The sequence below is a fragment of the Cellulosimicrobium cellulans genome (assembly GCF_007679345.1).
Taxonomy (GTDB): domain Bacteria; phylum Actinomycetota; class Actinomycetes; order Actinomycetales; family Cellulomonadaceae; genus Cellulomonas; species Cellulomonas cellulans_A.
Map to the genome: position 1 here is coordinate 390,281 of NZ_VEGH01000002.1, position 22,385 is coordinate 412,665.

A 22,385-nucleotide genomic window follows, 5' to 3' on the forward strand; every position below is an offset into this window, starting at 1 on the left:
GCCGCGGCCTGCGTCAGGCCAGGTCGGGGCCGGGCGACTGCACGTCGCCACGCGACGCGCCGCCGCCGGTGCCGAACAGCGACACGAGCTCGCTCTCGGCCGAGACGACGCCCGCCAGCCGGCGGACGCCCTCCCGGATGCGCTCCGGCGTCGGGAAGCAGAACGACAGCCGCATGTGGTCGGTCCCCTGCCCGTCGAAGTAGAACGCCGTGCCGGGCACGTAGGCGACCCGGGCGGTGACGGCCCGGGGCAGCATGGCCTTGGCGTCCAGGCCCTCGGGCAGCCGGACCCAGGTGTAGAAGCCGCCGTCAGGGACCGTCCACGTGGCGTCGGGCAGGTGCTCGGCGAGGGCGCCGATCATCGCGTCCCGCCGCTCGCGGTACAGCTCGCGGAAGGCCTTGACCTGGCCCTTCCAGTCGCAGGTCGCGAGGTAGGCGCTGATGGCCAGCTGGGAGGCGTTCGAGGGCGACAGGATCGCCGACTCCGAGGCCAGCACGAGCTTCTCCCGGACCGCGTGCGGCGCGACGGCCCAGCCGACCCGGTACCCCGGGGCGAACGTCTTGGAGAACGACCCGAGGTAGATGACGCCCTCGTCGCTCATCGACCGCATGGCCGGCAGCGGCTCGCGGTCGAAGCCGAGCAGCCCGTAGGGGTTGTCCTCGAGCACGAGGACGCCGTAGCGCGCCGCGATCTCGAGGATCCGCGGACGGCGCTCGGCGGACAGCGTCACGCCGGCGGGGTTGTGGAAGTTCGGCACCGTGTACAGGAACTTGACCCGGCGGCCCTGGCGGGCGAGGTCGGCGAGCGTGGTCTCGAGCGCCTCGGGGATCAGGCCCTCTGCGTCGAGCGGCACGTGCACCACGTCGGCCTGGTACGCGCGGAACACGCCGAGCGCGCCGACGTAGGACGGGGCCTCCGCGACGACGACGTCGCCCGGGTCGACGAACAGCCGGGTCACGAGGTCGAGCGCCTGCTGCGAGCCGGTCGTCACCACGACGTCGTCGGGGTGCGCCTCGATGCCCTCGAGCCGCATCACCTCGAGGATCTGCTCGCGCAGCGTCTCGTCGCCCTGGCCGGAGCCGTACTGCAGGGCGGTGGTGCCGCGGGTGGCGACGACGCGCTGGGCGAGGTCGCCGATCACGTCCAGGGGGAGGCCCTCGAGGTACGGCATGCCGCCGGCGAGCGACACCACCTCGGGGCGGTTCGCGACGGCGAACAGCGCGCGGATCTCCGAGGCGCGCATGCCGTGCGTGCGCTCGGCGTAGGAGCCGAGCCAGCGGTCGAGCCGCGTGCCGGCGGCCGGGGTCGGGTGGGGGCCCGACGCCATGCCGTCGGGCCGCTCGAGAGCGGTCATCTCCCGAGTGTGCCACGCCACTCCTGGCACTCTCCGCCCTGTCCACCACGGGCGTGCCGCACGCGCACGAAGCCTCCCCGTCCGGCGGACGGGGAGGCCCCGGGGTCAGCGGGCGGCGCGGGGCGCCGTCACCAGGTGGCGATCTCGGCCAGCGCGGCGTCGAGCTCGGCCGCGTAGGCCCGCTTCTCGCGCGCTCCGACCAGCGTGCGGACCAGGTCGCCCTGGTGGAAGACGTACAGCGTCGGGATCGAGACCACGTTGTACCGCGCGGCCAGGTCCTGCTCCACCTCGGTGTCGACGGCGACGAACCGGAGCCGCCCCGCGTAGGTGACCGCGAGCTCCTCGAGCACGGGGGTCACCATGCGGCACGGCACGCACCAGTCCGCCCAGAAGTCGACGACCACGGGCAGCTCGGACCGCAGCACCTCCTGCTCGAAGGTGCCGGCGGTCACCGCGAGGGCGGCGGCCACGCCCGGGCTCAGTGCCCGGCGGCGGCCGCGGCCGAGGCGGTGTCGGCGCCCTGGGCGTCCAGCGCGTCCGCGGCGTCGACGTCGGCCTGCTCGACGGCGGCGGGGATCTCGGCCGGGGAGGCCGGGTCCACGTCGCCGAGCGCGGCCAGGTAGTGCTGCGCGTCGAGTGCCGCGGAGCAGCCCGAGCCGGCGGCGGTGATCGCCTGGCGGTAGGTGTGGTCGACCGCGTCGCCCGCGGCGAACACGCCCGGCAGGTTGGTCCGGGTGGACCGGCCCTCGACGACGATGTAGCCGTTCTCGTCCAGGTCGACCTGGCCCGCGAGGAGCTCGGTGCGCGGCACGTGGCCGATCGCGACGAACACGCCGGTCGCGCCGTGCTCGCGCGTCTCGCCGGTGACGGTGTCGCGCAGGGTCACGCCGGTGACCTTCTCGTCGCCGTGGATGCCGACGACCTCGGAGTTCCACGCGAACTGGATCTTCGGGTCGTTCTTGGCGCGGTCGGCCATGATCTTCGACGCCCGGAGCTCGTCGCGGCGGTGCACGATCGTCACCGACTTGCCGAACCGGGTGAGGAAGGTGGCCTCCTCGACCGCGGAGTCGCCGCCGCCGACCACGATGATGTCCTGGTCGCGGAAGAAGAACCCGTCGCAGGTCGCGCACCAGGAGACGCCGCGGCCGGAGAGCCGCTTCTCGTCGTCCAGGCCGAGCTCGCGGTACGCGGAGCCGGTCGAGAGGATCACCGCGCGGGCGCGGATCGTCTCGCCGCCGCCGGTGACGATCGTCTTGACCGGGCCGGCCAGGTCGAGCTCGACGGCGTCGTCCCACAGCACCTCGGCACCGAACCGCTCGGCCTGCTTCTGCAGGTTGTCCATGAGGTCGGGCCCCAGGATGCCGTCGGGGAACCCGGGGAAGTTCTCGACGTCCGTGGTGTTCATGAGGGCGCCGCCGGCGGTGACGGAGCCCGCCACCACGTAGGGGGCCAGGCCCGCGCGCGCCGCGTAGATCGCGGCGGTGTACCCGGCGGGGCCGGAGCCGACGATGACGATGTCGCGGACGGGGGTCTCGGTCACGGTGCTTCCTCGAGGTCGGGGAACTCTGCTGTCGCTGCGGAGAACAGATCCTAGGCGCGGGATGTTCCGCGCCGTGGTGCTGCCTGGTGGGACGGGGTCAGGACACCGCGAGGTTGGTGATCTCGATGCGGTTCTGGCCGTCGGGCGTCTGCGCGAGCGAGGGGAACCAGAGCACGAGGCTCTGGGTCTCGGTCGGCTGGGACAGGGTCAGGACGGTCTGCGGCGCGAGCGCTCCGGAGGCCAGGACGTCGCCCGCCGTCGGGTTCGCGGCATCCGTCGACCTGACCTCCACGGCGCCGCCGGACCCGTTGACGTCGAGCGTGATCGCCGTGACGGTCGCGGGCGCCTGCAGCGTGACGACGAGGCCCACGGCGTCCTTGAACCCGGCGTAGTCGGGCCGGTTGTAGGTGTGGGTGTACCAGGAGGTCGCGGGGTCGCCGTCGGTCAGCCGCCCCACGAGCTCCTCGTGCTCGCCGTCGCCGTCGGACGGGTCGATCGTGGTGACGGCGGCGATGGCGGGTGCCACTGCGGCAGGGGCGGGCTCCTCGCCGGCCGGCGGCTGCTCCTCCGCGGGCGCCTCGGCGGCCGGGGCCGACGTGGCCGGGGCGGGCGTCGGCTGGGCGGTGCTGTCGCCCGGCGACCGGAACGGCGCGAGCACGTTGCTGATCGCGATGACGACCCCGATGACCACCGCCAGCGCGACGCCGCCGAGCACCCAGCGCGTCGGGTCGATGCGCCGCTCGGCGACGGGCGTGGCGCGCTCCTCGGCCGGGAACGGCAGGTCCCAGCCCGGCCGGCCGGCCGCGACGTCGGCGGGCGCCGAGGCCTCTGCGGTGCCGTCGGGCTCGGAGCCGAACGGGGGGAACACGGGCGGCTCCCCGGCCTCGGGGACGGCCGGGAGCCAACCGCCGGAGGGCACGGGCTCGACGGGGTCGGGTGTCGCCGCACCGGCAGGGCCGGCGGGCTGGACGGCGGCCGCCGCACCGGAGGCGGCGGCACCCGCGGCGCCGGCGGAGGTCGCCGCCGACCGGTTCGTGGACCGGCCGAACGCGGAGGTGGTGCGGCGCACCGGCGGCGCTCCGGCCGGGGTGGCGTCGTGCGCGGTCTCCCGCGCGTCGGGGACGCGGTCGGCCGGGTCGGACCCGGGCTCCCCCGAGCGACCGGCGCCGACGCCGGTGATGCCGGCGACGGCCAGGTCCGCGGCAGCCGGCTCGCGCGGCGCGCCGTCGTCGCTCGCAGTCGTCCCCGGGGACGCGGGGGCGGCGGTCGCGGGCTCGGCGGCGGGGGCGGGCTCCGCGGGGGACCCGGAGCGTGCCGGGGGGACCGCGGGCGTGGCTGCTCCGGGGACGGCGGGGCCCGTGCTCGCCTCGGCGTCCGCCGCAGCCGGGGCGGGCGCCGGGGTCGGGGCGGGCGCCGGGGTCGCGGCGGGGGCAGGGGTCGCGGCGGGGGCGCCTGCGCGGTCGGCGGCGGCACCGCTGGGCGCGTCGGCGCGAGGGGTGTCGGCGGACGCGGGCCCGCCTGACGTGGCCTCGGGCCGCGCGCCCGCCGCGGCGTCCGCGGGGCGGGCCGCCGGCACCGCCGCGGTCCCACGGCTCGAGGTCCGCACCGGACCCCGTCCCGCCGGCGGGATCGAGGCCGGCTGGCTGGCCGGGGGGATCGCCGGGGGCGGCGTGCCCGGTCGGCGCGCGCCGGCGCTCGGGGTGCTGGTGCTGAACGCGGAGCGCACGGACTGCCGGGCGACGCTGCCGGCCGCGGCACCGGCGGCTGCCGTGCCGGCGGCGGCGCCGGTCGCGGCGGCGCCGGTCGCGGCGGCGCCGGCCGTCGTGCTCGCGGTTCCGGGAGCACCCGCACCGGCCGCGCCCGTCGCACCGGCGGAACCGGCCGCGCCCGCGGCCGCGCCGCCCGCGCCCGTCGCACCGCCGCGCGGCGCGCCCTGCGCCGGCGTCGTGGTGTCGTCCGCTGCGGGCTTCTGGTCGTCGGTCATCGGGCTGCTTCCCGTCGGAGGTGCGGTGGTCGTGCCGTCCGGCGCCGCGGCGGAGGCGCCGGCGGCACCGGCTCCTGCGGCTGCCCCGCCGGCGGCCGTCGCGGACGCCTGACCCGGCAGGGCGGGCCAGCGCCCGGCGTCGGCGGCACGGAAGATCTCGTCGGCGCGGACGGCGCGCCAGGGCTCGAGCTCGCGGACGAGCTCGCCGGGGCTGTGCGGCCCGTCGTCGTGCGGCCCGAGCGTGACCGCGCACAGCGTGTCGAGGTCGGCGGGGACGCTCGGCACCAGGTCGACCGGCGGCAGCGCCGCGCCGTCGTGCTCGGGCGCGAGCGGCAGTCCGGCGTCGAGCTCGACGGCCGCGCGGGCCGGGGGCCCGCCCGCCGACCACTCGGCGAACGTCGGCACGGCACCCTGCCCGGAGGCGGACACCGAGGGCCACCGGCCGGTCAGGGCGGCGTAGAGCACGCGGACCAGGCCGACCGCGTCCGCGCGGCTCATCGCGTGGGCGGTGCCGCCGGCGGCACCGAGCAGCTCGCCGTCGACCGCGAGGCCCTCCAGCACCACCCGGCCGGCGGCGGTGAGGACGACGGCGTCGGGACGCAGGGCGAGGTGGTGCACGCCGCGACGGCGCGCGGCCTCCAGGGCCGCGGCGACCTCGCCCACGACGGCGCGCGCCTGGTCGGCGGGCAGCGGGGCGCGGCCGGCGAGGGCCGCCAGGCTGCGGCCCTCCACGGCGGCCGTGACGACGTACCCGGTGCCGTCGGCCTGGCCGACGTCGAGGATGCGGGCGAGCCGGGGCTCGACGACGAGCGCGGCGCGCCGGGCGGCGTCCAGGACGGCGGCGGTGCGCGGGCCGGACACCAGCGTCACGGTCACGGGCCGCGCGAGGATCTGGTCGGTGGCCGTCCAGCGCTCGGCGCCCGGCAGGTCGGTGGGCCGGCGCTCGTCGAGCCGGTAGCGGCCGGCGATCGTGCCGCCGAGCCGGCCGAGCACGGGGGCGTCGGGGCGTCCGGGGTCGCCGGGGCGGGCCTGCACCACTCGTCCTCCGTCCGGTCGTCGGTGTGCGTCGAGCCCGGCCGCCGGGGGCCGAGGCTCCTTGCCATGCTAGACGGGCAGGGGGTCCCCGCGTCCGACACGCGCCCGGCCCCGGGACCCCGGACGGGCCCGCGCGCCGGCGGTCACGAGCGCCCGATCCGGCGGAGCACGGGGGCGGCCAGCGTGCGCAGCTCGTGCACACGGAGCAGCACCAGCACGCCGACGTAGACGCCCGACATCACGACGGCACCGAGCACGCAGGCGAGCACCGCCTGTCCCCAGGTGTCGACGGGCCCGAGCAGCGCGAGCAGGCCGAGGCCGGCGCCGGCGGCGAGCGCCGCGCCCACCGCCGCCTTGGCGTGCAGGACCAGCACCCGGCGCCCGTCGATCCCGCCGAGCCGTCGGTGCACGGACACCAGCGCGACGCCGGCGCCGACGGCGTAGGACACCGCCATGGAGAGGCAGGCCGCCGCGACCCAGTACCGGTCGTCCAGCGTGGCGCGCCCGAGCTCGGTGCCGCCGACCACCACGGCGGCCATCAGCACCTGCACGGGCACCATCGACCGGGCGTCCTCGTAGGCGTAGTACACGCGCTGGCAGAGCGACCAGATGCCGAAGGCGACGAGGCCGAGCACGAGCGCCACCACGGTCGTCGCGAGCGCGTGCACCTCGCCGTCCGGCGAGTCCGGGAACAGCGCCCGGCCGAGCGGGAACGCCAGCACCGCGATGCCCGTCGTCGCGAGCACCGTGAACACGCCGACCGTGCGCAGGCCGAGCGACAGGTCGGACCGGACGGCCGCCGTGTCGCCGGCGGCGGCGCGGCCGGACAGCCGGGTGAACAGCGCCGTCGCGAGCGACACCGTGACCAGCGAGTGCGGCAGCATGAAGATGAGGAACGCGCGGTCGTAGACCGCGTTGCCCGCGGCGCCCTGCGTCGCGACCGAGCTCGCGACCACGCTGATCCGCCAGACGCCGACCTGGCCGACGAGCAGCCCGAGGAACGTCCAGCTCGCCACCCGGCCCGCGTTGCCCAGGCCGGAGCCGCGCAGCCCCCACCGGGGCCGGTACCGGAAACCGCTGCGGTACAGCGGCACCAGCAGCACGAGCGCCTGCACGACGATCCCCAGCGTGGCGGCGCCGCCGAGCAGCGCGGTCTGACCGGCGCTCCAGTCGCCGACCTCGGCGCCGTCGGCGTTGCGCCCGAACACCTGCGCGAGCAGCAGCAGCCCGGCGATGAACACGACGTTGTTGACGACGGGCGCCCACATGTACGGGCCGAACGAGCCGCGGGCGTTGAGCACCTGCCCCAGCAGGGAGTACAGCCCGTAGAAGAACACCTGCGGGATGCACCAGAACGCGAGCGCGGTCGCGAACCGCGTGACCTCCGGGTCCGGGAACGAGGAGTAGAACGCGACGAACAGCGGCGCGGCGGCGGTGAGCACGACGGTGAGCCCGCCGAGCAGCACGATGCCCACGGTGAGCAGCCGGTCGACGTAGTGCTGCCCGTCGGCGCGCTGGTACGCGCGCACCACCTGCGGCACCAGCACCGCGTTCAGCACGCCGCCCGCGATCAGCAGGTACAGCGTGTTGGGCAGCTTGTTCGCGACGGAGAACGCGTTCGCGACCTCCCCGGTGACCCCGATCGCCCAGCCCAGCAGGGCCGTGTTCACGACGCCCAGCACGCGGGAGGCCGCCGTGCCGGACGCCATGATGAGCGAGGACCGGCGCAGGCCCGGCGCGCGGGTGGCGGTGGCGCCGGCCGGCGCGCCGGGCCCGGTGTCCGTGCCGCCGCCGGCCGTGGTGCCGGCGGCGGTGCCGTCCGGGTCCGGTGCGCCCGCGTCGGGGACGGGGGAGGTCATGGCTGGTCCTGTCGTGAGGGGGGTGCGCCGCCCGGGCCGGTGCCGGGTGCGGGCGTGGGCGCGGGGTCGTCGTCGGCGGCGGCGTCCCGGACGACCCGGGCGCCGCGGCGGGCGGTCTGTCCCCGGCGCACGGTGCGCCAGATGCCGAACGTGAGCGCCAGCGCCAGCAGCACGCCGACGACCACGCCGCCGACGCTCTCGATCGTCGGGGCCACCCGCGCGGAGAACTCCTGCGGCGTGGCGAGCTGGCGCCCGGTCTCGGACACGAGCGACACGTCCACCGTCACGTCGCAGTTCGCGCTGGCGCGCAGGGTCATCGTCACCGTGGTGTCGGCGTTTGGCGCGACCTCGGTCACGGGCGAGCGCGCGGTGTCCAGGCACGCCTTCTGCGGGCGGAGCTCGACCCGGACGCGCGCCGGCTGGTCGAGCGTGCTGCGCACGGCGACGCTGATCTGCGCCGAGCTCGAGATGACGGTGAACTGCTCGTTGAGCACCACCTCGAGCCCGGACTGCCGCTGCTGCGACTCGGCGATCGCGTCGTTGATGGCGGCCGCGCGGCCGTCCGGGTCCGCGCGCCACGCGACGGCCAGGGGGGCCACGAGGTCGGCGTCCAGGCCCGTCAGCAGCGCGGCCGGGTCGGGGACCACGGCGGCGAACTCGCCCGCGGACCGCCACTGGGCCGCGAGCGCGTTCACCCACGCGGGCGTCAGCTCGGTGTCCGAGCGCTGCGACGCGGGCAGCTCGGCCCGCTCGGCCTCGTCCCCGTCCGCCCGGCCCGCCGCGTGCGCGGTGAGCATCTCGGCCACGGTGGTCGTCTCGACCCAGGGTGCCGACCCGAGGGCGGCGAGCTGGGCCTGGGTGACGCCCGCCGAGGGCTGCCAGTCGCGCGGCGTCGCGGCGAGCACGTAGGTGGTGCGCGACTCCTCGGACCGCGCGAGGACGGCCGTCTCGGCGAGTACCCGCTGCGCCGCCGTGGCCGCGGTGACACCCGGCTGGGACGCCGCGGGGTCGGACAGCAGGTCCGACAGCGTCGGGTCCGGGACCAGCGCGGTGAGGTCGCCGGCGGTGGTGCGGACCGTCGTCGGCGAGCTCGGCGACTCGGAGTCCTCCGCCGGCATCGCGTCCGAGCCCACCACCAGCGGCGTGCCGGGGTCGGACTGCGCGGCGCGCGCCGCGGTGACCTGGTCCGGGACGTCGTCCGCGGTCCACAGCACGGGGTCGGCGTCCGCCCACAGGTCCGCGCCGGCCTGCGAGGGGACGCCCCGGGCCAGCGCGAGCAGGTCCGCCGCCCCGTCCGCCGCGCCCGCGTGCGCCACCGCGGCGAGGTCGGGGTCGGCCCACGGCAGGCGCAGCACCTCGCGGTCCGCGGCCGCGCCGGTCAGCGCGGACAGCCACGCCTGGTCCGCGCGGGAGCCGGTCGCCGCGCTGTCGACCAGCGCCGGGTCGATCGCCCAGGAGACGAACGGGTGCTCCCCGGTCGCCTGGAGCAGCTTGCTCAGCCGGCCGCCGGCCGCCGTGAGCGCCGCGAGCCGGTCGTCGGTGGCGGTGCCGTCGTCGCCGCTGGTCGCGGCGGCCTCGCCCCCGGTGGGGGTCGGTGTCGGGGTGGGCGCGGCGCCGTCGGCCGCGCCGTCGTCGGCGCCCTCGTCCTCCTCGTCGTCGAGCGACGGGTCGGTGGCGGGCCCGACGACCGCGGACAGCACGCCGACCTGCGCGGTCGGCAGCTCGGTCGCGGAGTTCCAGATCAGGTAGGAGCGGTCCAGGCCGACCCGGGTGCGGCCGTCGGCGACGTCGAGGGTGAGGCCGCGCGGGCCCCAGGCGTCGTCGGTGCGCAGCAGCCCGATGTCGGCCGCGGGCACGGTCACCTGGACGGTGGCGCTCGCGCCGGGCTCGAGCGGGGCGTCGAGCGTGGTCACGGCGGCGACGTCGCCGATGGGACTCGCGTCGCCGGCCTCGGCCCACGCGGCGACCTGCTCGCGGGTGGACATCCGGTAGCGGTAGATGCGGACCGACGCGCGCGGGGACTCGACGACCTCGTCGCCGTCGTTGCGCAGCGTCGCCGTGACGGTGAGGTCGTCGCCGGGTTCGAGCACCTGGGGCGCGACCGCCGTGATCGCGACGGAGACCGGCAGGTCGTCGGTGGACGGGGCGGCGGGGGCGACGGGGGTCGCGGGAGCGGGCGCGCCCGCCGGGAGCGGCGCCGCGGGGACGGAGCCGAGCGCCGGGACGCCCGAGAGCGCGACCACGCAGGCGGCCAGGACCGCCGCCGTGACCGCCCGTGCGCGCCCCGCGGTGCCGCGCAGCCTCATGCCTCGCCGACGAGGACCACGTGGGCGGCCTCGGCCAGTCGTCGCTCGTTGGGGTACGCGAGCCGCCCCGGCAGGTCCACCACCGGTACCCACGCCACGTCCTCCGCCTCGCCGTCCGGGTCGCCCTCGACGGTCAGCTCGCCGCCGACCGCGCCGAGGAGGTAGTGGTGCACCATCTTGTGCACGCGGCGGTCGTCCCCGGTGAACCAGTAGTCGATGACGCCGAGGCGGCGCACGATGCGGCCGACGATGCCCGTCTCCTCTGCGATCTCGCGGACGGCGGCCTGCTCCGGCGTCTCCTCGCCCTCCAGGTGCCCCTTGGGCAGGCACCACTCGAGCCGGCCGGCCCGGTTGCGGCGCGCGATGACGGCGGCGACGTGCAGCCCGGCGTCCAGGCGCACGACCAGTCCCCCCGCGGAGGTCTCCTCGACGACGGGCAGGTGCGGGTGCCGCGGCCGGGTCGCGCGAGGGTCGATCCGCAGCGCGTGACCGCCCGGCGGCGCGGGGACGCCCTGCGGGGGCAGGGCGCGCGCGGGCTCGGGCATGCAGGCCACTGTAACGACTCCGTCACGGCCCCCGGACGGACTCGGCGTGGAGGACCTGTGCGTGCCGACCGGCGGCGGAGCCGCGGAGGGACCTCCGCGCGGCGGTGCTCGCGACCGCCCGGGCCCGCGACCGGGACCCCGGTCGGGACGGGCCGCCGCCCCGATCTGGCAGGCTTGGTCGTCGTGCCGTCCGACGACCTGACACCCCGTACCGCGCCCGACGACTCCCCGGACGCGGCGGACGTCCCCGCGCCCGCGGGGGCGGGGACCGGCGTCGACGCGGAGGCCCTGCTCGCCCTGCAGAAGCGTGCGCTCGGCGTGATCGCGGGGCTGGCGCCGGCGGCCCTCGAGCTCGGCGAGCTGTTCCGCGCGGCGGGCCACGAGCTCGCCCTGGTCGGCGGACCCGTGCGCGACGCGTTCCTCGGCCGGCCCAGCGCCGACCTGGACTTCACCACGTCGGCCACGCCGGACGAGACCGAGCGGATCCTCGCCGCGTGGGGCGACGCGCACTGGGACATCGGCCGGGCGTTCGGCACCATCGGCGCGCGGCGGCACGGGCGCCGGGGGTCCGAGGACGTGGTCGTCGAGGTGACCACCTACCGGACCGATGCGTACGACCCCTCCTCCCGCAAGCCCGAGGTCGCGTTCGGCGACTCGCTGGAGGGCGATCTGTCCCGCCGTGACTTCACCGTGAACTCCATGGCGATCCGGCTGCCGGACCTCACCTTCGTCGACCCCTTCGACGGCCTGCGGGACCTGGCGCGCGGGGTCCTGCGCACCCCGGTCGACCCGCGCCAGTCGTTCGACGACGACCCGCTGCGCATGATGCGGGCCGCCCGGTTCGCCGCGCAGCTCGGGTTCCACGTGGAACCGGCGACGCTCGCGGCCGCGACGGACATGGCGGACCGGGTGGCGATCGTGTCGGCCGAGCGGGTCCGCGACGAGCTGGTCAAGCTGCTGCTGTCCCGGCAGCCGCGCCCGGGTCTGCGCGTGCTCGTCGACACCGGCCTGGCGCAGCAGGTGCTGCCCGAGCTGCCCGCCCTGCGGCTCGAGATCGACGAGCACCACCGGCACAAGGACGTCTACGAGCACTCGCTGACGGTGCTCGACAAGGCCATCGCGCTGGAGACGGGTCCCGACGGCCCCGTGCCCGGGCCGGACCTCGTGCTGCGGCTGGCGGCGCTGCTGCACGACATCGGCAAGCCCGCGACCCGCCGGTTCGAGTCGGGCGGCGGCGTCTCGTTCCACCACCACGAGGTCGTGGGCGCCAAGCTCGTCGCCAAGCGGCTGCGGGCGCTGCACTTCGACAAGGCGACCGTCCAGGCCGTCGCGCGCCTGACCGAGCTGCACCTGCGGTTCCACGGCTACGGCGAGGGCGCGTGGACGGACTCGGCAGTGCGCCGCTACGTCACCGACGCCGGCCCGCTGCTGGAGCGGCTGCACCGGCTGACCCGGTCCGACTGCACCACCCGGAACGTGCGGAAGGCCCGACGGCTGTCCGAGGCGTACGACGACCTGGAGGAGCGGATCGCGCGGCTCGCCGAGGCGGAGGAGCTGGCGTCGATCCGGCCCGACCTCGACGGTACGCAGATCATGGCGGCCCTCGGCATCGGCCCGGGCCGCGAGGTCGGCGAGGCGTACAAGCACCTGCTCGAGCTGCGGATGGAGCACGGGCCGCTGGGGGAGGAGCGCGCCCGCGCGGAGCTCGCGTCCTGGTGGGCGGCCCGGCAGGCCTGACGCGCCCGTCCGTGCCCCGTGCGCGGGGCGAGCGCGGGCTGGGTCAGGCCGGGGCCGGGACCTCGGTGGGCTCCGTGGCGCGCGTGCGGTACACCAGCGCGGTCGCCAGGTAGCCCGCGGCGATCAGCGCGAACACGGCGGGGGACCACCCGGTGTCCGGCAGCGCGACCGCGGCCAGCGCCGCCGCGCCCACGAACGCCGCGTTGAACAGCACGTCGTAGAGCGCGAAGGCCCGGCCGCGGAACGCGTCGGCCGTGTCGCGCTGGACGATCGTGTCGACGGCGATCTTCGCGCCCTGCGCCGCCAGGCCCAGCACCAGCGACCCCGCGAGGACGGCCGGGTAGGCGACCGTGAAGACGAGCAGCACCTGGGTCGCCGCCGCGAGGAGCAGGCAGACCGTGATCCAGCCGTGCGGCCCGATGAGCGGTGACACGACCGGCGTCACGACGATCGCCAGCGCGAACCCGACGCCCGTGACCGCCGCGACGGTGCCGAACGTGACGAGGCCGGCGCGCGCGTCCGTGGGGTCGGAGAGCAGGTTGCGGGAGATGAGCAGGCTGGCGATGAACACGGCGCCGTAGAGGAACCGGTGCACCGCCATCACCCCGAGCGCGCGGGCGGGGGTGCCGCGGCGCACCAGGTACCGGGCGCCGTCGACGAGGCCACGCGCCAGCGTCCCGAGGGCCTGGCGCAGCTCGGCGGCGTCCGCCCGGACGTCGGGTCCCAGGCGGTCCTTGCCGAGGCGCGTGGCCAGGAGCGACGCGACGCTCATCAGCACAGCCGCGGCCAGCAGCGAGGCGACGTCCTGGGCCCCGCCGTCGGGCAGGGCGAGGCTCAGCAGGAACCCCACGCCCCAGCCGACCCCGGAGGACACCGTGCCGAGGGTCGGGGTGATCGAGTTCGCGGTGAGCAGCAGCGGCCCGGCGACCACCCGCGGCTGGGACGCCGACAGGGCCGACAGCAGGAAGCGGTTGACCGACAGCGTCGCCAGCGCCAGGACGTACACGGCGGGCCCGACGCCGGCCGTCGCCATGACGAGCGCGACGACGAGCGTCAGCCCGGCGCGGACCAGGTTGCCCACCAGCAGTACCTGCCGACGTCGCCAGCGGTCGAGCAGGACGCCCGCCCACGGCCCGACGACCGTGAACGGCAGCAGCAGCACGGCGAACGCGGCGGCGACGCCGGTCGCGGTCGTGGCGTTCTCCGGCGAGAAGAAGAACAGCGTGGCCAGGCCGGCCTGGAACAGGCCGTCGGAGCACTGGCTGACCAGGCGGACGGTGAGCAGCCGCCGGAAGTCCACCAGGGGCCACAGCTGCTTCAGATCGGAGACCACCTGCACCGGGCCAGGCTATCCGGGCCGCCGCCTAGACTCGGCGGACCCCCGGAACCGAGGAGACGCATGACCACCGAGCCCCAGGACGCCGCCCCGCTGCCCGAGGGCTGGCACCTCATCCCGCCGGAGACGCTCGGGACGCCGGGCATCGCCTTCGCCGCCGCCCACGAGACCCCCGACGCGGGCTTCACCGCGAACGTCACGGTCGGGGTGCAGCGCTCGGCCGACCCCGGTCTGGTCGTCGCGCTCGGTGCCGAGGCGGTCCGGGCGATCGAGGCGACCGAGCAGGAGGTCGTCGTGGCGCGCCGGGAGCAGCGGGGCGACTCCGCGGTCGCGCAGGAGGTGCACTTCACCACGACCGTCGACGGCGGGGCGGTGCCGATGACGCAGGTGCAGGAGTTCGTGGCGGTCCCGGTCGGAGACGGCGGGCCCGACCGGGTGTGGACGGTGTCCGCCACCGCGACCCGGGCGCAGGCCGAGGTGCTCGCGGACGGGCTCGCGACGCTGCTCGACCAGCTGCGCGCGGAGATCGCGGGCTCCTGAGCGGCGCTCAGCCCCGGGCGGGCGGCGCCGACGAGCCGAACGGGTGCGCCCGCCGGTAGGCGCACACCGGGCACAGCCCGCCCTCGCCGCCGCCGAACGGCGCGCGGCAGCGGGCGCAGGTCCGGGTGAGCACACGGGCGACGTCGTGCACGCCTGCGCCGACGACCGCGGCCCAGGGCGGGGCCGGGGCCAGTCGCAGCGCGCCGGTCGGGCACAGCTCCGCGCACCCGCCGCAGCCGGTGCAGGCGGCCACGTCCTGGCGCAGCACGACGGCGGCGGGTCGGTCGTCGGTGCCGACGAGGCGCAGCGCGTCCTCCGGGCAGCCGCGGACGCACACCCCGCACGCCGTGCAGCCGGGGGCGCCGAGGACGAGGACCGACCGGTCGGCGCCCCGGCCCGGGCACGCGTCCCCGGGGCCCGGTGACGCCGACCCCTGTCCGGCTCGTCCGTTCCCCGGCGCCTCCTCCGGCACGTCCGCCGGCCGGTCGGCCGGCACGCCCAGCGCGGCGAGGGCGTCGCGCAGCCGGGCCGGCTCGGTGCCCGCGCGCCTGCGCCCACCGGGCCGCACCGCCGCCGCGGGGGCGAGCGCCGCCCGCCTCGGCAGACCCAGCCCGGCGGCGTCCCTGACCGGGCGCGCCCGCGCACCGGGCGGGTCGCGCGGAGGGACGACGAGCACGCGCTCGGGCCGGCCCGCGCGGCGCAGCACGTCGTCGGCCGCCGCCGCGCCCGCGCCCGGGTGCACGTCGTGCACGGTGACGGACAGCGCCCCGGCCGCGACGAGCTCGAGGAACGCGGACGCCGGGAGGTCGGCGCCGCACCCCGCCAGCCGCACCGCGACGGCGCGGCGCGGCGCGCGCAGGCGGCCGGGCGTCCCCGCGCAGAGCAGGTGCAGGTGGACCGGGTCGGGGAGCCGGGCGAGCCAGCGCAGCACAGGACCGAGCGCGTCGGAGGCCTCCTGGGTGCCCCCGGACCCGCCGGCCACCGGTCAGCCGTCCGCCGTGAGCAGGGCCGCGTGCGCCAGCACCCCGGTGCCCAGCAGCGCCACGCCGCGGAAGAAGTCGGTCCGCGCGTGCCGCTGCACGAGGGCCAGGCAGTCGCGGCCCCAGGCGAGGGGGTGGTCGACAAGGAACTCGCGCAGCGCGACCGCGGTCGCGATCGCGCGCGCCTCCTCGCCGGCGTCCAGGGCGTCGAGCACCCGCAGGCTCAGGTGCGCGACGAAGTCGAGCTCGAGCCCCAGGTGGTCGTCGGGCTCGCGGTTGAGCGCCGGAGCGACCCGGTCGAACGCGCGGTAGGCGGCCCGGACCGCGAACGTCGGCGCCTCAAACAGCAGCCGGTCGCGGCTGCGGTGCACGGACTCGTACGGCGGGGCGAGGAGGGGTCCCGGGCCGGTGAACAGGGTCTGGTGGTCGCGGCGCAGCGCGGCGAGGTCGTGGCCCGCGCCGCTGCTGAGCAGTGCCGCCCCCTCCCGGGACCCCGGGTCGGTGAGCGGCCAGCCGTCCATCAGGCCGGGTGCGCGCAGCCGCCCGACGAGGCCCGCGTCGGGCGGCTCGAGCAGCAGGCGGGACAGCAGGACGCAGCAGCCCGCGAGGTCGTCGAGGTGCCGGGTCCACGCGCGGGGCCCGGCCGTGCCGGCGGGGGGATCGGCGGCGGTGCGCTCGGTGGGGGTCACGGCAGGGCTCCTCGGTGGGTGGGCTCGGCGGCGGGCGGTCGCGCGGGTCAGGTCCTCGTCACCTCCACCAGGTTCGTGTGCTGCGCGTTCCCCTTGGCCAGCGGTGACGGGTGCAGGCTCGTCAGCGTGTTGACGCTGCCGCCGAGGTCGACGCCGTCCTCGTCCGGCGCGAACCACGCGCCCTGCGGGATGGAGACCACCCCGGGCGCGATCCGCGGCGTCACGCGCGCGACGATCCGCACCCGCCCGCGGTCGTTGACCACGTCGACCGTGTCCCCGTTCTGCACGTCGCGGTCAGCCGCGTCGGCGGGGTTGATCCACATCTCCTGCGGGTGCGCCTCCTGCAGCCACGGGACGTTGCCGTAGGTCGAGTGGGTCCGGGACTTGTAGTGGTGCCCGATGAGCTGCAGCGGGTACCGCTCGCGCAGCGGGTCCTCGGGACCCTCCCGGGAGGCCAGGTACTCCGGCAGCGCGGTGATCCGGTCGCCGTCCGGGAGCACCCAGGTGTCGGCGATCTCCTGCAGCGCCGCCGAGTAGATCTCGATCTTCCCCGACGGCGTGCTCAGCGGGTGGGCCTCGGGGTCCGCCCGGAAGTCGGCGAGCGGCACCACCGGGCCGTCGGGGTTCATCTCCTTGTAGATGCCCTGCTTCCGGAACGTCTCGTAGTCGGGGACGCCGGGGGTCAGCTCGCGCGTCTCCGCCAGCACCGCGCGCACCCACTCCTCCTGGGTCTTGCCCTCGGTGAAGTCGTCCGCGACGCCCATCCGCTCTGCGACGCCGGTGAGGATGTCGTACACCGGCCGGCACTCCCACATCGGCTCGATCGCCCGGTCCGCGAACACCAGGTAGCCGAGCGCGCCGGCGGAGCCCTGCTGCGCGAGGTCGACCTGCTCCGCCGTGGACGCGTCTGGCAGCAGGATGTCGGCGTACCGGGCGGAGACAGTCATCTGGTGGTCGATGACGACGATCGTGAGGTCGTCCGGCTCGGACAGGATCTCGCCGGTCCGGTTGATGTCGGCGTGCTGGTTGACCAGGGCGTTGCCGGCGTACTGCCAGATGAACCGGATGGGGGCGGTGAGCCGGTCGGCCCCGCGGATCCCGTCGCTGAGCGCGGTCATCTCCTCGTGCCGGACGATGGCGTCCGTCCAGTTGAACACCGACACCTCGGTGCTCACGGGGTTCTTCAGGGTGGGGAACGCGGCCGTCGCCATCGAGTACGCCGCCTCGCGGCCGCCGGTACCGCCGCCGGGCACGCCGATCTGCCCGATCATCGCCGCGAGCGTGAACACGGCGCGCGCGGAGTTCTCCCCGTTGGAGTGCCGCTGCGGGCCCCAGCCCTGGTTGATGCTGCACGGCTCGGCGCTCGCGATCTCCCGGGCCAGCCGCGTGATGGTGCCGGCGGGCACCCCGGTGACCGCGGCCGCCCACTCGGGTGTCTTCGCCGTGCCGTCCGGCCCGCGGCCCAGCACGTAGGACCGGTAGGAGGACCCGGGGGCGGCACCGGCCGGCAGGTGGTCCTCGTCGAAGCCGACGCAGTACCGGTCGAGGAACGCCTGGTCGTGCAGGTCCTCGGTGATCATCACGTGCGCGAGGCCGGCGACCAGCGCCGCGTCGGTGTTCGGCCGGATCGGCACCCACTCGTCGGCGAGCGTCACCGCGGTCTCGGACTGCCGCGGGTCGATGACGATCGTGCGCACCTGCGACGCCTGCTTGGCCCGGGTGGTCACGAACAGCTCGCCGCCGCCGCTCATCCGGGTCTCGTGCGGGTTGTTGCCGAACAGGACGACGAGCTGCGAGTTCACCAGGTCGTCGAACGAGTTGCCCGACACCCACTCGCCGTAGTGGAACGGGTAGGCGGTGGTGATCTGCGCGGTCGAGTAGTCGGAGTAGTGGTTCAGGTAGCCGCCGAGCAGGTTCATCAGCCGGGCGACGCCGGTGGCGGCGGGCGGCCAGGAGCAGGCGACGGTGGCGCCCAGCACCCCGGTGCCGTAGTTGAGGTAGACCGCCTCGTTGCCGTACCGGTCGATCGTGGCGCGCAGCGCGTCGGCGACCGCGTCGAGGGCCTCGTCCCAGGAGATCTGCTCGAACTCGCCGGAGCCGCGCGGGCCGACCCGGCGCATCGGGTGCTTGAGCCGGTCGGGGTTGTGCACCCGCTGCCGGATCGCGCGGCCGCGGACGCACGCGCGGATCTGCGGCAGCTCCGGGTCGTCGCCGCCGGTGGGGTCGGAGTCGACCCGCGTGATCTGGCCGTCCTCGACGGTGAGCAGCACCGGGCAGCGGGAGCCGCAGTTCACCATGCAGGCGGACCACACCTGCCGAGGGCCGTCGGGGTCCTGCGCGGCCCGCGCCGGGGCGAGCGGCAGCAGCCCGAGGCGCGCGCCGGCCGCGCCCGCCGCGGCGGCCCCGCCGGCGGCGGCGCTCCAGGCCACGAACGACCGCCGGCTGACCGGGGCCTCGAGCGGGGTGCGGGGGGTGGTGGTCGTCATGGCGGGCTCCCTCAGATCCCGATGCGGGCGTAGGACTCGAAGAACTGCACGCGGCCGACCGTCTCGGCGACGAGCACGAGGACGAAGGCGCTGCTCGCGGTGACCAGGAGCAGCCGGCGGCCGCCCGCCGCGGCGGCCCGGTAGAGGAACAGCGCGAGCACGCCGGCGCCCAGCACCGCGAGCACGAGGCGCAGGTGCAGCCAGCCGCCGGCGGTGAGCGCGGCCGCCGCGGCGGTCGCCGCGGGGCTGCCGTCGTTCGCGAGGCCGAGCAGCCACGCGGGCAGGACGAGCAGCTCGACCGCGAGCACGCCGATCGACGCGAGGCCGATGCCGCGCAGGCTGCTGCGTAGCATCGCGTCCAGGACCGCCTCGGCGCCGTCGGCCCGCTCCGCGCCCTCCGCCCCCGGGCGCCGCGCGCGGAGGCTCGCCGCGACGACGAAGGTGGCTCCCACCGCGAGGCAGCCGAGCAGGGACGTCGTGGCGAAGAACGCCACCGGCGTCGTCCAGGTGTTCCAGGCCGGCACGGTGGGGATCAGGTACACCTGCGCGCTGGCCCAGACGAACGCGAGCCCGACCAGCGCCGTCACCGCGGCGACCGCCTGCCGGATCCCCGGGGTGAGCCAGCGCCGCCACTGGCAGAGCGCGAACCCCGCGCCCAGGGCGGTGAACACGCAGCCCAGCAGGATCTCCCGGGACAGCCACGACGAGCCGAGGTTGTTCAGGACGTTGAGCAGGTTCACCGGGTTGCCCAGGTGCAGCAGCGACACCGCCAGCGCGGCGACCATCACCGGGCCGATCGCGTAGAGCGCGGGGTCCGAGAGCCGGTCGACGGTCGCGGCGGGGTACCGCCGGCGGGCCAGCACCTGCACCGCGCCGAGCACGACGAACGAGCCGACCGACATCTGGGTGAGCAGCGTGAACAGGACGAGCGGGAGCTCACCGACGTGCATCAGATCTCCTCCGGGTTCGTGATGGAGCCGGTGCCCGCGTCCGCGGGCTCCGCGTGCCGGTGCGGGGTGATCACGAGGTTGGGCCGGGTGATCGACGGGTCGGGCAGCGGGGCGACGTCGGCGCGGTCGCCGTGCGCCGCCCGCAGGTCCGTGATGTCGCCGTAGTGCAGGACGCGGGACGGGCACGCGGCGACGCACGCCGGGTCGCGGCCCTCGGCCAGCTCGTCCGCGCACAGGTCGCACTTGGTCATCACCCCGGCGGACGGGTCGAACTGCGGCGCCGAGTACGGGCACGCCCACTCGCAGAACCGGCAGCCCACGCACTTCGCCGGGTCGACCGAGACGATGCCGTCGGCGCCCTTGTGCATCGCGGTCGTCGGGCAGACGGCCACGCACACCGGGTCGTCGCAGTGGTTGCAGGAGATCGACGTGTAGTAGGTGAACACGTTCGGCGTGAAGGTGCCCGCGGCCGGGTCGGTGGACCAGCTGCCGCCGGAGTACTCGACCACCCGGCGCCACGTCACGCCGAGCGGGAGGTCGTGCTTGTCCTTGCAGGCGACCTGGCAGGCCTTGCACCCCGTGCAGTACTGCTGGTCGATCCAGAAGCCGAGCTGCTGCGCCATCGTCGTGCCCTCTCGTCTCGACGGGATCGCTGTGCTGCGACCCGTCGGGCTCGGTGGGCTCGGACGGCGGACGGCACAGGCTGGACCCGTGCGGGCGTGGCGACGTCGGTGTCGCCAGCGGCTGTGCTCGCGCGAACCCGTCCAGTCTCCGAGCGCCACGCCGAGACCCCAGGGACGAATGTCCCGGTCGCCGCGATGACCTGCGGTGACGTGGGGTGGACTGAGGCTGCCCTTCGTCGCGGCCGAGCACGACGAAGGGCCCGGCACCAGGAGGTGCCGGGCCCTTCGGCCGTCGATCAGCGGATCAGCGCTCGATCCCGCGGTCGCGCTGATCCTGCGTTCCGCTACGGGCGGGTCAGCGCTCGATCTCGCCGCGGATGAACTTCTCCACGAGCTCCCGGCCGTGCTGGTCCTCGTGCTGGACCGGCGGGGACTTCATGAAGTAGGTCGACGCCGACAGGATCGGGCCGCCGATGCCGCGGTCCAGCGCGATCTTCGCGGCGCGGACGGCGTCGATGATGATGCCGGCCGAGTTCGGGGAGTCCCAGACCTCGAGCTTGTACTCCAGGTTCAGGGGCACCTCGCCGAACGCGCGACCCTCGAGGCGGACGTACGCCCACTTGCGGTCGTCGAGCCAGGCGACGTAGTCCGACGGGCCGATGTGGACGTTGCGGTCGTCCTTCTTGCCGGCCAGCGGGCCGTCCTCGAGGTTCGAGGTGACGGCCTGCGTCTTCGAGATCTTCTTGGACTCCAGGCGCTCGCGCTCGAGCATGTTCTTGAAGTCCATGTTGCCGCCGACGTTCAGCTGGTACGTGCGGTCCAGGATGACGCCGCGGTCCTCGAACAGGCGGGCGAGCACGCGGTGCGTGATCGTCGCGCCGACCTGCGACTTGATGTCGTCGCCGACGATCGGCACGCCGGCCGCCTCGAACTTCGCCGCCCACTCCGGGTCGGAGGCGATGAACACCGGCAGCGCGTTGACGAAGGCCACGCCCGCGTCGATCGCGGCCTGGGCGTAGAACTTGTCGGCCTCCTCGGAGCCCACCGGCAGGTAGGAGACGAGGACGTCCACCTTCGCGTCCTTGAGCGCCTGGACGACGTCGACCGGCTCCGCGTCGGACACCTCGATCGTCTGCGCGTAGTACTTGCCGACGCCGTCGAGGGTCGGGCCGCGCTGGACGGTCACGCCGAGCGGCGGGACGTCGGCGATCTTGATGGTGTTGTTCTCGGACGCGACGATCGCCTCCGACAGGTCGAAGCCGACCTTCTTGGCGTCGACGTCGAACGCCAGGACGAACTCCAGGTCGGAGACGTGGTAGTCGCCGAACTGCACGTGCATGAGGCCCGGGACCTTGGTGCTCGGGTCGGCGTCGGCGTAGTAGTGCACGCCCTGGACAAGCGACGAGGCGCAGTTGCCCACGCCCGCGATCGCAACGCGGATGGCGGTCATCCTCGCTCCTTCTGAGGGGGTTGTGCCGCGACGATGGAGTCATCCTCGACAGCGTTCGTGCGGGGGTCGGCCGGACGGCCGGCACCCCGGGGACGGGCGCCGCGGTTGCTGCGCTCGTGGTCGATGAGGTCGTCGAGCCAGCGGACCTCGCGCTCGACCTGCTCGAGCCCGTGACGCTGCAGCTCGAGGGTGTACTCGTCCATGCGGACGCGGGTGCGGGACACGGAGTCCTTGATGAGCTCCAGCCGCTCGGTCATCCGGGTGCGCCGGCCCTCGAGGATCCGCAGCCGGGTCTCGGCGTCGGTCTGCCCGAAGAACGCGAACCGGAAGCCGAAGTTCTCGTCCTCCCAGGCCGCGGGCCCGGAGGACGCCAGCACGTGCTGGAACTGCTCCTTGCCCTCCGCGGTGAGCTGGTAGACGATCCGGGCGCGCTTGCCGGCCAGGCCGTGCGCGGGCGCCTGCTGCGGGTCGGACCCCGCGATGAGGCCGCGCGCCACCAGCGACTTGAGGGCCGGGTACAGCGAGCCGTACGACAGCGCGCGGAACGAGCCGAGCAGCAGGTTGAGCCGCTTGCGCAGCTCGTACCCGTGCATCGGGGAGTCGTGGAGCAGGCCGAGGATGGCCGACTCGAGCACGTCGGAACGTCCGCGCACCGTGGCCTCCCTCCCGCTGTCCGCATCGCGATGTATCGAACTGATACATCGGGGAGGGTAGGACGAACGGGGTGATCCGGGCAACACCTGGCCCGCGCTCGGCGTGGCGCCCGGCGCCGTCGGCGGTTCGCGGCCCAGGTCACGTCCTCGCGGGTCGCCGGACTGCCAGGATGTTCAGCGGGCCGGGAAGCCCCGCGGGGGGCCTCGTGGCGATCAGGTGAAGGTCGCCGGGAGGGGTCGCCCGCCCGCGGGCGCGGCACGCCCGCTCGCGCATACTGATCCGGGCCCGGACGGCTCCCTGCCGCCCGCCCTCCCCCC

17 protein-coding genes are annotated in these 22,385 nt (G+C 75.9%); 2 read left to right on the forward strand and 15 right to left on the reverse strand.

Annotated features, from left to right (window positions below):
- Positions 1–13: 13 nt before the first annotated feature.
- The 7 genes from FS882_RS04065 to FS882_RS04095 all read right to left on the reverse strand — a co-directional run bounded on the left by FS882_RS04065 (position 14) and on the right by FS882_RS04095 (position 10,623).
- The gene (locus FS882_RS04065; protein ID WP_262348051.1) at positions 14–1,354 is read right to left on the reverse strand and encodes a PLP-dependent aminotransferase family protein; all 1,341 of its coding nucleotides are present in this window, start codon (positions 1,352–1,354) and stop codon (positions 14–16) included.
- 128 nt (positions 1,355–1,482) lie between these two features.
- Entirely contained in the window at positions 1,483–1,824 is a 342-nt protein-coding gene (gene trxA / locus FS882_RS04070) for a thioredoxin (RefSeq protein WP_158371047.1), read from the reverse strand.
- Positions 1,825–1,832: 8 nt separating this feature from the next.
- The gene (gene trxB, locus FS882_RS04075) at positions 1,833–2,894 is read right to left on the reverse strand and encodes a thioredoxin-disulfide reductase (protein ID WP_154727666.1); all 1,062 of its coding nucleotides are present in this window, start codon (positions 2,892–2,894) and stop codon (positions 1,833–1,835) included.
- Positions 2,895–2,991: 97 nt separating this feature from the next.
- Positions 2,992–5,913 (reverse strand): protein kinase family protein, encoded by a 2,922-nt coding sequence (locus FS882_RS04080; protein WP_158371049.1) that lies wholly within the window; start codon positions 5,911–5,913, stop codon positions 2,992–2,994.
- Positions 5,914–6,056: 143 nt separating this feature from the next.
- Positions 6,057–7,772, reverse strand: coding sequence for a murein biosynthesis integral membrane protein MurJ (gene murJ, locus FS882_RS04085; RefSeq protein ID WP_158371052.1), 1,716 nt, complete (start codon positions 7,770–7,772; stop codon positions 6,057–6,059).
- The gene (locus tag FS882_RS04090; protein WP_158371055.1) at positions 7,769–10,078 is read right to left on the reverse strand and encodes a DUF6049 family protein; all 2,310 of its coding nucleotides are present in this window, start codon (positions 10,076–10,078) and stop codon (positions 7,769–7,771) included. Before FS882_RS04090 ends, murJ begins: the two co-directional genes overlap by 4 nt.
- Entirely contained in the window at positions 10,075–10,623 is a 549-nt protein-coding gene (locus FS882_RS04095) for an NUDIX hydrolase (RefSeq protein ID WP_154727845.1), read from the reverse strand. Before FS882_RS04095 ends, FS882_RS04090 begins: the two co-directional genes overlap by 4 nt.
- A gap of 297 nt (positions 10,624–10,920) precedes the next feature.
- On the opposite strand from FS882_RS04095, the gene FS882_RS04100 reads away from it, so the two are divergent.
- Positions 10,921–12,360, forward strand: coding sequence for a CCA tRNA nucleotidyltransferase (locus FS882_RS04100; protein ID WP_410053263.1), 1,440 nt, complete (start codon positions 10,921–10,923; stop codon positions 12,358–12,360).
- A 43-nt stretch (positions 12,361–12,403) separates the two neighbouring features.
- Here FS882_RS04100 and FS882_RS04105 read toward each other — a convergent pair whose 3' ends face one another.
- A complete protein-coding gene (locus FS882_RS04105) occupies positions 12,404–13,699 on the reverse strand; it encodes an MFS transporter (protein ID WP_158371057.1) in 1,296 nt (431 codons plus the stop codon).
- Positions 13,700–13,759: 60 nt separating this feature from the next.
- Here FS882_RS04105 and FS882_RS04110 point away from each other — a divergent pair, with 60 nt between their 5' ends.
- On the forward strand, positions 13,760–14,236 hold the full coding sequence (locus FS882_RS04110) for a hypothetical protein (protein WP_158371059.1): 477 nt from the start codon (positions 13,760–13,762) through the stop codon (positions 14,234–14,236).
- Between the two features lie 7 nt (positions 14,237–14,243).
- Here the strand turns inward: FS882_RS04110 and FS882_RS04115 are convergent, their stop codons facing one another.
- From FS882_RS04115 to FS882_RS04145, 7 genes are all read right to left on the reverse strand, one after another.
- On the reverse strand, positions 14,244–15,218 hold the full coding sequence (locus tag FS882_RS04115; RefSeq protein ID WP_158371062.1) for an NADH-quinone oxidoreductase subunit I: 975 nt from the start codon (positions 15,216–15,218) through the stop codon (positions 14,244–14,246).
- A gap of 3 nt (positions 15,219–15,221) precedes the next feature.
- Complete coding sequence (locus FS882_RS04120; RefSeq protein ID WP_158371064.1) at positions 15,222–15,905, reverse strand: molecular chaperone; 684 nt, start codon at positions 15,903–15,905, stop codon at positions 15,222–15,224.
- 47 nt (positions 15,906–15,952) lie between these two features.
- Positions 15,953–18,391: a DMSO/selenate family reductase complex A subunit gene (locus FS882_RS04125; RefSeq protein ID WP_158371067.1), complete on the reverse strand. Its 2,439-nt coding sequence runs from the start codon at positions 18,389–18,391 to the stop codon at positions 15,953–15,955.
- A gap of 11 nt (positions 18,392–18,402) precedes the next feature.
- On the reverse strand, positions 18,403–19,341 hold the full coding sequence (locus tag FS882_RS04130) for a dimethyl sulfoxide reductase anchor subunit family protein (RefSeq protein WP_158371070.1): 939 nt from the start codon (positions 19,339–19,341) through the stop codon (positions 18,403–18,405).
- Complete coding sequence (locus FS882_RS04135) at positions 19,341–19,964, reverse strand: DMSO/selenate family reductase complex B subunit (RefSeq protein WP_158371072.1); 624 nt, start codon at positions 19,962–19,964, stop codon at positions 19,341–19,343. The genes FS882_RS04130 and FS882_RS04135 overlap by 1 nt, the downstream gene beginning before the upstream one ends.
- 355 nt (positions 19,965–20,319) lie before the next feature.
- Positions 20,320–21,414: an inositol-3-phosphate synthase gene (locus FS882_RS04140; RefSeq protein WP_158371074.1), complete on the reverse strand. Its 1,095-nt coding sequence runs from the start codon at positions 21,412–21,414 to the stop codon at positions 20,320–20,322.
- Entirely contained in the window at positions 21,411–22,067 is a 657-nt protein-coding gene (locus FS882_RS04145; RefSeq protein ID WP_158371076.1) for a PadR family transcriptional regulator, read from the reverse strand. The genes FS882_RS04140 and FS882_RS04145 overlap by 4 nt, the downstream gene beginning before the upstream one ends.
- Between the last annotated feature and the right edge of the window lie 318 nt (positions 22,068–22,385).